At 54.6% G+C, this 12,560-nt stretch carries 12 protein-coding genes; 7 read left to right on the top strand and 5 right to left on the bottom strand.

The window, feature by feature from the left end; all coding sequences use genetic code 11:
- Positions 1 to 4 precede the first annotated feature (4 nt).
- Entirely contained in the window at positions 5 to 790 is a 786-nt protein-coding gene (locus ACQ0PY_RS22640; protein ID WP_109739583.1) for a nucleotidyltransferase domain-containing protein, read from the top strand.
- Between the two features lie 97 nt (positions 791 to 887).
- Here the strand turns inward: ACQ0PY_RS22640 and lysC are convergent, their stop codons facing one another.
- Complete coding sequence (gene lysC / locus ACQ0PY_RS22635; RefSeq protein WP_042999018.1) at positions 888 to 2,237, bottom strand: lysine-sensitive aspartokinase 3; 1,350 nt, start codon at positions 2,235 to 2,237, stop codon at positions 888 to 890.
- A 293-nt stretch (positions 2,238 to 2,530) separates the two neighbouring features.
- Here lysC and pgi point away from each other — a divergent pair, with 293 nt between their 5' ends.
- The 5 genes from pgi (at position 2,531) to ACQ0PY_RS22610 (ending at position 8,355) form a co-directional block, all read left to right on the top strand.
- Positions 2,531 to 4,177 (top strand): glucose-6-phosphate isomerase, encoded by a 1,647-nt coding sequence (gene pgi / locus ACQ0PY_RS22630; RefSeq protein WP_044253378.1) that lies wholly within the window; start codon positions 2,531 to 2,533, stop codon positions 4,175 to 4,177.
- Positions 4,178 to 4,580: 403 nt separating this feature from the next.
- A complete protein-coding gene (gene yjbE, locus ACQ0PY_RS22625) occupies positions 4,581 to 4,823 on the top strand; it encodes an exopolysaccharide production protein YjbE (RefSeq protein WP_042321038.1) in 243 nt (80 codons plus the stop codon).
- A gap of 63 nt (positions 4,824 to 4,886) precedes the next feature.
- A complete protein-coding gene (locus tag ACQ0PY_RS22620) occupies positions 4,887 to 5,525 on the top strand; it encodes a YjbF family lipoprotein (protein ID WP_042999020.1) in 639 nt (212 codons plus the stop codon).
- Positions 5,522 to 6,259, top strand: a complete 738-nt coding sequence (locus ACQ0PY_RS22615; RefSeq protein ID WP_042999021.1) for a capsule biosynthesis GfcC family protein — start codon at positions 5,522 to 5,524, stop codon at positions 6,257 to 6,259. Before ACQ0PY_RS22620 ends, ACQ0PY_RS22615 begins: the two co-directional genes overlap by 4 nt.
- Positions 6,259 to 8,355, top strand: a complete 2,097-nt coding sequence (locus ACQ0PY_RS22610) for a YjbH domain-containing protein (protein ID WP_090050358.1) — start codon at positions 6,259 to 6,261, stop codon at positions 8,353 to 8,355. Before ACQ0PY_RS22615 ends, ACQ0PY_RS22610 begins: the two co-directional genes overlap by 1 nt.
- Before the next feature lie 12 nt (positions 8,356 to 8,367).
- On the opposite strand, the gene ACQ0PY_RS22605 is transcribed toward ACQ0PY_RS22610, so the two are convergent.
- Together ACQ0PY_RS22605 and ACQ0PY_RS22600 are read right to left on the bottom strand one after the other, a co-directional pair.
- Entirely contained in the window at positions 8,368 to 8,832 is a 465-nt protein-coding gene (locus tag ACQ0PY_RS22605; RefSeq protein WP_044264141.1) for an acyltransferase, read from the bottom strand.
- A gap of 10 nt (positions 8,833 to 8,842) precedes the next feature.
- Positions 8,843 to 9,352 carry a GNAT family N-acetyltransferase gene (locus ACQ0PY_RS22600; RefSeq protein ID WP_109739582.1) on the bottom strand — a complete coding sequence of 170 codons (510 nt, stop codon included), beginning with the start codon at positions 9,350 to 9,352 and terminating at the stop codon, positions 8,843 to 8,845.
- A 140-nt stretch (positions 9,353 to 9,492) separates the two neighbouring features.
- Here ACQ0PY_RS22600 and psiE point away from each other — a divergent pair, with 140 nt between their 5' ends.
- Complete coding sequence (gene psiE, locus ACQ0PY_RS22595; protein ID WP_042999025.1) at positions 9,493 to 9,903, top strand: phosphate-starvation-inducible protein PsiE; 411 nt, start codon at positions 9,493 to 9,495, stop codon at positions 9,901 to 9,903.
- 92 nt (positions 9,904 to 9,995) lie between these two features.
- Here psiE and malG read toward each other — a convergent pair whose 3' ends face one another.
- Positions 9,996 to 10,886: a maltose ABC transporter permease MalG gene (gene malG / locus ACQ0PY_RS22590; protein ID WP_044253369.1), complete on the bottom strand. Its 891-nt coding sequence runs from the start codon at positions 10,884 to 10,886 to the stop codon at positions 9,996 to 9,998.
- A 103-nt stretch (positions 10,887 to 10,989) separates the two neighbouring features.
- Entirely contained in the window at positions 10,990 to 12,534 is a 1,545-nt protein-coding gene (gene malF / locus ACQ0PY_RS22585) for a maltose ABC transporter permease MalF (protein ID WP_044253367.1), read from the bottom strand.
- Positions 12,535 to 12,560: the final 26 nt, after the last annotated feature.

Below are 12,560 nucleotides of genomic sequence, written 5' to 3'. Positions count from 1 at the left end.
GAAGATGACCAAAAATGCAGTGAGTGCCGCAATGTGCGAACGGGTCATGCGGCAGCTCAAAGAGATAGAAACCCGCTACGGCGTCAGGGTGCTGTATGCCTGCGAATCGGGGAGTCGTGGCTGGGGATTTGCCTCGCCGGATAGTGATTACGATGTGCGGTTTTTGTATGTTCATCCGCCGGAGTGGTATCTGCGGGTTGATGCGCCGCGTGACGTGATCGAGCTGCCAATCGACGATGAGCTGGATGTGTGCGGCTGGGAGTGGCGTAAAGCGCTGGGTCTGCTGAAGGGCGCTAACCCAACGCTGATCGAGTGGCTGGATTCCCCGGTGGTTTATCAGCAGGATGATGCTACGGTCAGTGCGCTTAAAGCGATGATACCGCAGTGGTTTTCTCCGCTTCGTGCGCGCTGGCACTACTACTCGATGGCGCGAAAAAACTTTCGCGGCTACTTGCAGGGGGAAACGGTGCGTCTGAAAAAGTACTTCTACGTCCTGCGTCCGCTGTTGGCGGTGCGTTGGGTTGAAGCAGGAAAAGGCGTTCCGCCCATGCGGTTTGCCGAACTGCTGGCGGGAAGCGATCTGGATGCGCCGTTACGTCAGGAAATAGATGAACTGCTGGTGCGCAAACAGCGGGCTGGGGAGGCGGAGTATGGTCCGCGTCGTCCGCTGCTACATACGTTTATCCACGCCGAACTGGCGCGAGGCGAAATCCCGCCAACGTTACCGGATAGCCGCGAAGGCGACGTGAAGGCACTGGATCGACTGCTTTACGAGACGGTGATGTCATGACTGTGTTGCCCGATGATGCTCACGCTTATCGAGCCGACACCGGCTGGCCTCCAGGCCGGATAAGGCGTTTCATCGCCATCCGGCATTCAGGCCTGTCTCACTCAAACAAATTATGGTGCAGTTTCTGTACCACCTGTTCTGCTTCGGTGCCAGGCACCAGGAAACAGAGGTTATGGCTGGAAGCGCCATAGCAAATCATGCGGATATTGAACGGTTCCAGTACGCCGAACACCTCTTTGCCGACACCGCAGGCTTTCGACAGATCGTTACCAATCAACGCGACCAGCGCGAGACCTTCTTCCACTTCCACCCGACACAAGGCCGACAGTTCCATTAGCAGCGACTGCGTCAGCAGCGTATCGCCGGTGGAGGTGGAACCGGTGGTGTCCAGCGTCAGCGCCACGCTCACTTCAGAGGTGGTGATCAAATCTACGGAGATATTATGGCGCGCCAGAATGCCGAACACTTCAGCCAGGAAACCGCGCGAGTGCAGCATATTCAGGCTGTGCAGGGTCAGCAGCGTCTGCTTACGACGCAGCGCCAGCGCGCGGAACAGCGGTGGATTCTGCGTTTTGTTACAAACCAGCGTGCCGCCTGCTTTCGGATCTTTACTGGATCCAACGAAGACCGGGATATCGCTGCGCACCGCCGGCAGCAGGGTGGCCGGATGCAGCACTTTCGCGCCGAAGGTGGCCATTTCCGCCGCCTCTTCAAAGGCGATTTCATCGATACGCTGGGCGGCAGGCACCACGCGAGGATCGGTGGTATAGATGCCCGGAACATCCGTCCAGATATCGACACGCGCCGCATGCAGCGCTTCGGCCAACAGGGCGGCCGTGTAGTCGCTGCCGCCGCGTCCGAGTGTGGTGGTACGCCCTTTGCCTTCGCTGCCGATGAACCCTTGCGTGATCACCAGCCCTTCGCTCAGACGCGGGGTCAGTTGCAATGTCGCCAGCTCCGCCAGCGCCGCTACGTCAGGTTCGGCACGGCCAAAGCGATCGTTGGTTCGCATCACTTTACGCACATCAAACCACTGCGCCTGAACGTTACGCTCACGCAGGATCTCAACAAACAGCAGGGTGGACATCAGTTCGCCGTGGCTGACCAGTTCATCCGTCAGTGCCGGGGAGGTGGCTAATGAGGCCGCTTCCGCCAGCGTGGTGATATTTTCCAGCAGGCGTTCAATCTCTTCACGAATGACGTTGGGATAACGCAGACGCTCCAGGATATCGAACTGAATTTTACGGATGGCGTCGAGCTTCTCAAAGCGAGCCTGTGGTTCCAGTCCTTCTGCCAGCGCCACCAGCAGATTGGTGATGCCAGCAGAAGCTGAGAGCACCACTACGCGCACGTTTGCATCGGAAAGCACCACGTCGGCGCTGCGGTTCATGGCATCAAAATCAGCGACGCTGGTACCGCCAAATTTGGAAACAACGATTTCTGTCATAACAACCTCGTGTCAGGGAGTGAGAAAGCGACCTGGGCACAAAGGCAGAACAGAAACCGGTGCAGGCGCAAATACCGTATTTATAAATAAAATGTGCAGACGACACTGTCAACGCCGGGATTATGCGGATTTTTCATGCTGGCAAGTGGCTGAGTAACCGTACTTATAACAACGCTGTTTTTTCACTGTATTTGACCGAAGCTAGGGCAACGGCACTAAAACAATCACACTTTTCTGTGACTGGCGTTACAATCGATCTCAGTCACAATTCTCAAATCAGAAGAGTATTGCTAATGAAAAACATCAATCCAACGCAGACCTCTGCCTGGCAGGCACTACAAAAACACTTTGACGAGATGAAGGACGTTACCCTCGCGGATTTGTTCGCGAAGGATAACGATCGCTTCAGCAAATTCTCCGCAACGTTTGACGATCTGATGCTGGTGGATTACTCCAAAAACCGCATCACCGAAGAGACGCTGGCGAAACTGCAGGATCTGGCGAAAGAGACCGATCTGGCGGGCGCCATCAAGTCCATGTTCTCCGGCGAGAAAATCAACCGTACGGAAGATCGTGCCGTGTTGCATGTGGCGTTGCGTAACCGTAGCAATACCCCGATTATGGTTGACGGCAAAGATGTGATGCCGGAAGTCAACGCGGTGCTGGAGAAGATGAAATCTTTCTCCGAAGCCATTATTTCGGGTCAGTGGAAAGGTTATACCGGTAAAGCGATCACCGACGTGGTCAACATCGGTATTGGCGGCTCCGACCTCGGCCCGTTCATGGTGACCGAAGCGCTGCGCCCATACAAAAATCACCTGAATATGCACTTTGTTTCTAACGTCGACGGTACCCATATCGCCGAAGTGCTGAAGAAAGTGAATCCGGAAACTACCCTGTTCCTCGTGGCGTCCAAGACCTTCACCACGCAGGAAACCATGACCAACGCCCACAGCGCGCGTGACTGGTTCCTGAAAACCGCCGGTGATGAAAAACACGTTGCGAAACACTTCGCTGCACTGTCTACCAATGCGAAAGCGGTTGGTGAGTTCGGTATTGATACCGCCAACATGTTCGAGTTCTGGGACTGGGTGGGCGGTCGTTATTCTCTGTGGTCAGCGATTGGTCTGTCGATCATCCTGTCTGTCGGCTACGACAACTTTGTGCAACTGCTGTCCGGCGCGCATGCGATGGATAAGCACTTCTCGACCACGCCTCTGGAGAGCAACCTGCCGGTGCTGCTGGCGCTGATCGGCATCTGGTACAACAATTTCTTCGGTGCTGAAACCGAAGCCATCCTGCCGTACGACCAGTATATGCACCGTTTCGCGGCCTACTTCCAGCAGGGCAATATGGAGTCCAACGGGAAATATGTTGACCGTAACGGCAACCCGGTGGATTACCAGACGGGTCCGATCATCTGGGGTGAGCCGGGAACCAACGGTCAGCACGCGTTCTACCAGTTGATTCATCAGGGAACCAAAATGGTGCCTTGTGACTTTATCGCCCCGGCGATTACCCATAACCCGCTGTCCGATCACCATCCGAAGCTGCTGTCTAACTTCTTCGCCCAGACTGAAGCGCTGGCGTTCGGGAAATCCCGCGAAGTGGTGGAGCAGGAATACCGTGACCAGGGTAAAGATCCGGCCACGCTGGAACACGTGGTACCGTTCAAAGTGTTTGAGGGCAACCGCCCGACTAACTCCATCCTGCTGCGTGAAATCACCCCGTTCAGCCTGGGGGCGCTGATCGCCCTGTATGAGCACAAAATCTTTACACAGGGCATCATCCTGAACATCTTTACCTTCGACCAGTGGGGCGTTGAGCTGGGTAAACAGCTGGCAAACCGTATTCTGCCGGAGCTGAAAGATGATAAGGCGATCGAAAGCCACGACAGCTCGACTAACGGATTGATTAACCGTTATAAAGCCTGGCGTTAATCTGCCAGCGTGCCGGATGGCGGCGAATGCCTTATCCGGCAAATTAATAATGAAATCAGCCGATATTATTATCGGCTTTTTTTATAAGATAATTCCGGTTGTCCGTGTTGTTCTCCACCGTTCTATATTGAGCATAATCCTAAAATAATAAATAACCGGAAAATAACGCCGTGTTATTTTAGGATAATACGGATCGTTCAGATGTCAGGTTTTAATGATAACTAATTGTTTTTAATGTTTATTGTTATTTTAATTAAAGTAAATAATTCAACAAAAGTCCAATTATCCTAAAACCATTCCGCTATTCCCCCTGCCGTAATTCGCATGCTTTAGTTGTGTATACTCGATCCCGCCCGAAACGCTTTTGGGCAAATCTCCATTCATTCAATGAAGGGAAATTGTTATGAAAAAAGTTCTGTATGGCATTTTTGCCATATCTGCGCTTGCGGCGAGTTCTGTCTATGCAGCCCCCGTTCAGGTGGGTGAAGCAGCAGGCTCGGCAGCAACGTCGGTGTCGGCGGGTAGCTCCTCGGCATCCAGCGTGAGCACCGTAAGTTCGGCGGTGGGTGTCGCTCTGGCGGCAACCGGCGGCGGTGACGGTTCCAATACCGGGACCACCACCACAACCACCACCAGTACCCAGTAACACCGGTACGTTTAACTCTAACCACACTTCGGTGTGGTTATTTTGCCCCTCTGGAGAAGAGTCGTGAAGCGACCTGCGCTCATATTACTTTGCCTGCTGTTACAGGCCTGCTCAGCCACCACAAAGCAGCTGGGCAACTCACTGTGGGACAGTCTGTTTGGCACGCCCGGCGTCCAGCTAACGGACGATGATATCCAAAACATGCCCTACGCCAGCCAGTACATGCAGCTCAACGGCGGGCCGCAGCTGTTTGTGGTGCTCGCTTTCGCAGAGAACGGGCAGCAGAAATGGGTGACGCAGGATCAGGCCACTCTCGTGACCCAGCATGGTCGTCTGGTGAAAACGTTGCTTGGCGGCGACAACCTTATCGATGTGAATAACCTCGCAGATGACCCGCTGAGTAAACCGAATCAGATCGTCGACGGTGCCACCTGGACCCGCACGATGGGCTGGACGGAATACAAGCAGGTGCGCTATGCCACCGCGCGCTCCGTCTTTACATGGGATGGCAACGACACGGTAAAAGTCGGTAGCGAAGAGACGCCGGTTCGCGTGCTGGACGAAACTGTCACGACCGATCAAGCGCGCTGGCATAACCGTTACTGGATCGATAACGAAGGGCAAATTCGCCAGTCGGAGCAGTATCTGGGCGCGAACTTCTTCCCGGTGAAAACCACGCTGATTAAGGCGGCAAAATCATGATGAAACGGACTCTTGCAGCGCTGATCTTCAGTCTGAGCGCGTCATCTGTTTTTGCTGCGGGGACCGTTAAGGTCTTTAGCGCCGGTAGCACAGAGCCGAAAACGCTTACCGGCGCTGATCATCTTATCGATCTGGTGGGACAGCCCAGACTGGCGAACAGCTGGTGGCCTGGCGCGGTGATCGCTGAAGAGAAAGCGACCGTGAAAGCGCAGGGCCAACAGCAGGCGCTGCTGGCGCGCCTGGCGGCGTTAAGCGCCAACGCAAGCGGGGACGATGCCGCCGCCATTAACGCGTTGCGCCAGCAAGTTCAGGCGCTGAAGGTGACGGGTCGACAGCTGGTGAATCTCGATCCGGACATCGTGCGGGTCAGCGAACGCGGCAATCCGCCGTTGCAGGGCAACTACACGCTGTGGGTCGGCGGGCAGCCGACGGACGTCACGCTCTTTGGCCTGATAAGCCGTCCCGGTAAGCAGCCGTTTATGCCCGGACGCGACGTCGTCAGCTATCTCGATGGACAAGACCGGCTCAGCGGCGCGGATCGCAGCTATGCGTGGCTTGTTTATCCCGATGGCCGAACGCAGAAGGTGCCGGTGGCGTACTGGAATAAGCGTCACGTTGAACCGATGCCTGGCAGCATCATTGTTGTCGGGCTGGATGATTCTCTCTGGAGCAGCGAACCGGAAGCGCTGAACGCTGACATTCTTCATACCCTGACGCAGCGGATACCTGAATAATGAAAAAAACATATCTGCTCAGCTTACTGGCGCTGGGCATCAGCGCAGCCTGCCATGCCGAAACGTATCCGGCGCCGATTGGACCCTCTCAGTCGGATTTTGGCGGCGTGGGATTATTACAGACCCCAACCGCGCGCATGGCGCGTGAAGGGGAGTTGAGCCTCAACTATCGTGATAACGATCAGTACCGTTACTACTCCGCCTCCGTACAGCTTTTCCCCTGGCTGGAAACCACGCTGCGCTACACCGATGTGCGGACCAAAAAGTACAGCAGCGTCGAATCGTTTTCCGGCGATCAAACCTACAAAGATAAAGCGTTCGATCTGAAGTTACGCCTGTGGGAAGAGAGCTACTGGATGCCGCAGGTGTCGGTCGGTGCGCGAGATATCGGCGGGACTGGCCTGTTTGATGCGGAATACCTCGTGGCGAACAAAGCCTGGGGACCGTTTGATTTCTCACTCGGCCTCGGCTGGGGATATCTGGGAACCAGCGGCAACGTCAGTAACCCGCTCTGTTCGTACAGCGATAAATATTGCTACCGCGATAACCGCTATAAACAAGCTGGCTCCATTGATGGCAGCCAGATGTTCCACGGCCCGGCATCGTTGTTTGGCGGCGTTGAGTACCAGACGCCGTGGCAGCCCCTGCGGCTGAAGCTGGAATATGAGGGCAATAACTACCAGCAGGATTTTGCGGGCAAGCTGGAACAGAAAAGCAAGTTTAACGTCGGCGCCATTTACCGCGTCACCGATTGGGCCGACGTTAACCTCAGCTATGAACGTGGTAACACCTTTATGTTTGGGGTAACGCTGCGGACTAATTTCAACGACTTACGCCCATCGTATAACGATAACGCGCGGCCGAAATACCAGCCGCAACCGCAGGACGCGATCCTGCAACACTCAGTGGTGGCGAATCAGTTGACGCTGCTGAAATACAACGCCGGACTGGCAGATCCGCAGATTCAGGTGAAAGGCGACACGCTGTACGTGACCGGCGAGCAGGTGAAATACCGCGACTCGCGTGAAGGTATTGAACGGGCGAATCGGATCGTGATGAACGATTTGCCAGAGGGGATCCGCACGATCCGCGTGACGGAAAACCGTCTCAACCTGCCGCAGGTCACCACCGAAACGGACGTCAGCAGCCTGAAACGCCATCTGGAAGGCGAACCGCTGGGACAGGAAACGCCGCTGGCGCAACAGCGCCTTGAGCCGATAGTACCGGAACGCACTGAGCAGGGCTGGTATATCGACAAGTCGCGCTTCGACTTCCACCTCGATCCGGTGCTGAACCAGTCCGTGGGCGGACCGGAAAACTTCTACATGTACCAGTTGGGTGTGATGGCGACGGCGGATCTGTGGATGACCGATCACCTGCTGACTACCGGAAGCTTGTTTGGCAATCTCGCCAATAACTACGATAAATTCAACTACACCAATCCACCGAACGATTCGAAGCTGCCGCGTGTGCGTACCCGCGTGCGTGAATATGTGCAGAACGACGTTTATGTGAACAACCTGCAAGCTAACTATTTCCAGTACTTGGGTAACGGTTTCTATGGTCAGGTCTACGGGGGTTATCTTGAAACCATGTATGGCGGGGCGGGGGCAGAAGTGCTGTACCGTCCGGTCGACAGCAACTGGGCGTTTGGTCTGGATGCAAACTACGTGAAACAGCGTGACTGGCGCAGCGCGCAGGACATGATGAAATTCACCGACTACAGCGTGAAGACCGGACACTTGACGGCCTACTGGACGCCGTCATTCGCCCAGGACGTGCTGGTGAAAGCAAGCGTCGGTCAGTATCTGGCGGGGGATAAAGGCGGCACGCTGGATATCTCTAAACGCTTTGACAGCGGCGTGGTGGTGGGTGGTTACGCCACGCTTACCAACGTCTCGCCGGATGAGTATGGCGAAGGGGATTTCACCAAAGGCGTCTACGTGTCGATTCCGCTGGATCTCTTCTCTTCCGGCCCGACCCGCAGTCGTGCGGCCATCGGCTGGACGCCGCTGACGCGTGATGGGGGTCAGCAGCTCGGACGTAAATTCCAGCTCTATGACATGACCAGCGATAAAAGTGTGAATTTCCGCTGAGTTAACGTGGTTTTATCCAGCCGGAAGACGGCGTAATAATCTGGCTGGATTACCCGCATATACGCCTTTTTCGGTGATTGATTTGGTCACCACGCTACCCGCACCGATAACTACGCCATCGCAGATACTGACCGCCAGTATTGTCGCGCCGCTACCAATGGAGACATCGTCACCAAGAGTAATTCGTCCCCAACTGCTGCGGTCGGCATTGGGTTTTCCTTCCCGAAACATATCGTTAGCGAACATGACGCCGTGGCCGATAAAGCAGCGGGAACCGATGGTGACATATTCGCAAATGAAGGTATGCGACTGGATTTTTGTCTCTGCGCCAATCTGCGTATTTCCCTGAATTTCGACAAAGGGGCCGACAAAAACGTTGTCACCAAGCCGGCAGTCGTACAGATTGGCGGGTTCATAAATCACTACATTTTCACCACAGGTGACATTGCGGAGGGTGGACTGATGAGTCGTTGCCATTTTGGGTCTCTCAGAGCGGTTTTTCCATAACGTGAAGCGTAGTGGTCTGCGACGTGGTGGAAAAAAAAGTGTCTTTCACAAAGGTCATTCCCTGCTGTTCATAGAACTGACGTGCCCGGGGGTTATTCGCCAGTACCTCCAGCCAGATCCGTGTTTCCCCTTGCGCTTTGGCCTGACGGACCACTTCGGCAAAAAGCTGTTCACCGTACTGTTTGCCAGTTTCGCCCGGCAGAAGGTAGATCTTATGCAGCAATGTCCCCGGCGGGTCTTGTGGCTCAAGGGCCTGATGTAACGAATACTTCGCAAAACCAATCGGGACGTCAGTAAAAGCGATCAACCAGAAGATGCCCGCTTCTGCGAGACTTCTGGCGATGGCGGGCAGAGAATATTCCTGCTCAAGATACGCCGCCAGTTCGTCATCATTTTTCCACAGATGGGCAAAATGATGACGATAGCTGGTATATCCCATTGTGCTCAACAGGCTGGCATCGTCTTGTATTGCCATTTGAAACCGAAGCATTTCGCCTTCCTTTCAGAATGTTAGGGTTGAAAGGATTGTCACACCCTTTTCTGGTTGCACAAAACATAAACAAAAAATATAGATCTCCGTCACATTTTTGCGTTATACAGGAACCTCACCACTGAGAAAGAGGTGCTGTTATGACGTCACTATCTCGTCCGCGCGTGGAGTTTATCTCTACGATCCTACAGACCGTGTTGAACCTTGGGCTGTTGAGTCTGGGCCTGATCCTGGTCGTATTCCTCGGCAAAGAGACACTGCATCTGGCTGATGTGCTTTTCGCGCCTGAGCAAGCCAGCAAGTATGAGCTGGTGGAAGGGCTGGTTGTCTACTTTCTCTATTTCGAATTTATCGCGCTGATTGTGAAGTACTTTCAGTCAGGTTTTCACTTTCCGCTGCGCTATTTCATCTATATCGGGATCACCGCGATTGTCCGGCTGATCATCGTCGATCACAAATCACCAATGGACGTGTTGATCTATTCGGCGGCGATCCTGCTGCTGGTAATCACCCTCTGGATGTGTAATTCGAAACGCCTGAAGCGCGAGTAAAAAAAGGGCGCTCCGTGGAGCGCCGAATTACAGTCACAAGTTGGATAAAACAAGTTGAGGGTGCAGTGGCATTACAGGTACTTCGATGAAACTTAACCTTTGACTCCGCCCGCCGTCAGGCCGTTGACCAGCCAGCGCTGCGCCAGCAGGAAGACCAGAGTGATTGGAATCGCGGACAGCACGGCGGCAGCGGCAAAATCGCCCCACAGATAGTTTTGTGGGTTGAGGTACTGCTGCATCCCGACCGCCAGGGTGTAGCTGTTCACATCACGTAGCAACAGTGAGGCAACCGGTACTTCGGTGATGGCGGCAATGAACGACAGAATAAAGACCACCGCCAGAATGGGCACCGACAGCGGCAGCAACACCAGACGGAACGCCTGCCACGGGGTTGCTCCATCCAGTGCGGCCGCTTCTTCCAGCGAGCCGTCGATGGTTTCGAAATAGCCTTTGATGGTCCACACATGCAGTGCGATACCGCCGAGATAGGCGAAGATCACCCCGCCGTGGGTGTTCAGACCGATAAACGGAATGTACTGACCGAGGCGATCGAACAACGCGTACAACGCGACCAGCGACAGCACCGCCGGGAACATCTGGAAAATCAGCATTCCTTTGAGCAGCGTGGCTTTGCCAGGGAAGCGCATACGGGCAAAAGCGTAGGCACAGGTAGTGGACAGCGCCACGATACCCATTGCAGTGATCCCGGCGATTTTCACCGAGTTCCACAGCCATAACAGTACCGGGAAGGGGGGCGGCGTGACGCGGCCATCAGCGTGTTCAACGCTAAAGCCCAGCGCCAGCCGCCAGTGCTCCCAGGAGATTTTTTCCGGGATCAGGCTCCCGGTCGCAAAGTTACCTTCACGCAGCGAGATGGCGATAACCATCAGCAGCGGGAACATGATCGCCGCGATAAATATCAGTAGCAGCAGGTGCGTGATAAAGAGGCGCAACTTTTGAGATTTCGGTTGGACCATAGCCATAATTTTTCTTCACTCCTTAATACCGCTCCAGGCTATTTCACTTGCCATTCTGAATGTTTGCAGCATCCAGACTGGCGGCGCCAATGACGCCTGGTGATGCTGATTAATCAAATTTCATGCGTGTGGCTTTCAGGTTCACAATCGCCAGGGCGCCGACCAGCAGGAAGATCAGCGTGGCGATTGCCGCCGCCAGACCAAAGTCCTGACCGCCGCCGCCTTCAAAGGCGATGCGATAGGTGTAGCTCACTAACAGGTCGGTATACCCGGCTGGCGTGGTCGTTCCGAGGCGATCCGGACCGCCGTTGGTTAACAGTTGAATCAGCACGAAGTTGTTAAAGTTAAAGGCGAAGCTGGCGATCATCAGCGGTGTCAGCGGCTTGATCAGCAGCGGGAGCGTAATCTTAAAGAAGTTCTGGAACGGGCCTGCGCCATCCATTGCCGAGGCTTCGTACAGGTCGTCCGGAATCGCTTTCAGCAAGCCCATGCACAGGATCATCATGTACGGATAACCGAGCCAGGTGTTGACGATAATAATCATCGAACGGGCAGTGGTCGGATCGCTGAACCACGCCGGTTTGATGCCAAACAGCGCGCTCAGCATCATGTTGATTTCACCAAAGCTCTGGTTGAACAGCCCTTTGAAAATCAGAATTGAGATAAACGACGGCACGGCGTACGGCAGGATCAGCAGGACGCGGTAAATGGCCTTACCTTTCAGCGATTCCCACTGCACCAGACACGCCAGCACCATCCCCACAGCGACGGTCAGAATCACGGTCAGCACTGAGAAAACCACCGTCCACACGAAGATGGCGAAGAATGGCTTCTGGATCCCTTCGTCCGTAAAGACGCGGGTAAAGTTATCCCAGCCGATGGTTACGGTGTAGCCTGGACTCAGCTTTTCATCACCCCAGTTGCCGTCCGCATTGATGGACTGGTAATAGCCGATGTCGTTATTGGGACGGTATTTCACGCCGCTCTGGTTGTTGGTCAACATGCCGTCATCAGCGAGGGTGTACAGCGGCTGCGTACCGGAGAACTGGCGCAGCGAGCTCATGATCACTTTGCTGCCATCGGGCATCACGGCGGTAATCTGATTCAGCGCCTGGCGATTCTGGGTGATGATGCGCAGCGTTGCGCGTTCACCGGTTGGCAGGGCGTCTGTCTCTTTCAGCGCCAGCTTTTGTTCGCCACCAAATTTAAAGGCGTCGGAGAGGTAATTCTTTCCGGTTTCGCCGTCGGTGAGGGCCAGTTGCCACTCTTCACCGGCAGGATACAGCCCGAAGTTAAAGGATTTACCCGCCTGATAAGAGCGGTCCATCAGCACCTCTTGGGCGCGTTCGAAAGTGAGCTGGTTGGTGCTGCTGTAGTTGGTAAAGGCAATGGCGATGGTGCAAATCAGCGGAAACAGGACAAACAGCCCCATACCAGCCATGCCTGGGTAAACGTAGCGCCAGGCGTAGGTCTTACGGTTGGCAAAAATGTACAGGCCAGCAGAGCTTAAAATCAGCGTCATGATGGCGAACAGGTACTCCCCCTGTGCATACATTAAAACAACAAGGTAACCCACCAGCAGGCCCAGCAGACCTATCACTGACCATTTCAGCGTGTCGCTTTGCCACCAATGTTTCTTTTTAATGACATCCATGGGGATCTTCCTCTACAACGGTGAAA

It is taken from the genome of Citrobacter sp. LST-B2, assembly GCF_057983045.1.
Note: the sequence above shows the minus strand (reverse complement) of the source record. Positions and strands in the feature narration are given on the sequence as shown.

Coding starts and splice junctions, on each gene's coding strand:
- ACQ0PY_RS22615 (WP_042999021.1), top strand. CDS start 5,522: ATGATGAAACGGACTCTTGCAGCGCTGATCTTCAGTCTGAGCGCGTCA.
- psiE (WP_042999025.1), top strand. CDS start 9,493: ATGACGTCACTATCTCGTCCGCGCGTGGAGTTTATCTCTACGATCCTA.
- yjbE (WP_042321038.1), top strand. CDS start 4,581: ATGAAAAAAGTTCTGTATGGCATTTTTGCCATATCTGCGCTTGCGGCG.
- pgi (WP_044253378.1), top strand. CDS start 2,531: ATGAAAAACATCAATCCAACGCAGACCTCTGCCTGGCAGGCACTACAA.
- ACQ0PY_RS22640 (WP_109739583.1), top strand. CDS start 5: ATGACCAAAAATGCAGTGAGTGCCGCAATGTGCGAACGGGTCATGCGG.
- ACQ0PY_RS22600 (WP_109739582.1), bottom strand. CDS start 9,352: ATGCTTCGGTTTCAAATGGCAATACAAGACGATGCCAGCCTGTTGAGC.
- malG (WP_044253369.1), bottom strand. CDS start 10,886: ATGGCTATGGTCCAACCGAAATCTCAAAAGTTGCGCCTCTTTATCACG.
- lysC (WP_042999018.1), bottom strand. CDS start 2,237: ATGACAGAAATCGTTGTTTCCAAATTTGGCGGTACCAGCGTCGCTGAT.
- ACQ0PY_RS22610 (WP_090050358.1), top strand. CDS start 6,259: ATGAAAAAAACATATCTGCTCAGCTTACTGGCGCTGGGCATCAGCGCA.
- ACQ0PY_RS22605 (WP_044264141.1), bottom strand. CDS start 8,832: ATGGCAACGACTCATCAGTCCACCCTCCGCAATGTCACCTGTGGTGAA.
- malF (WP_044253367.1), bottom strand. CDS start 12,534: ATGGATGTCATTAAAAAGAAACATTGGTGGCAAAGCGACACGCTGAAA.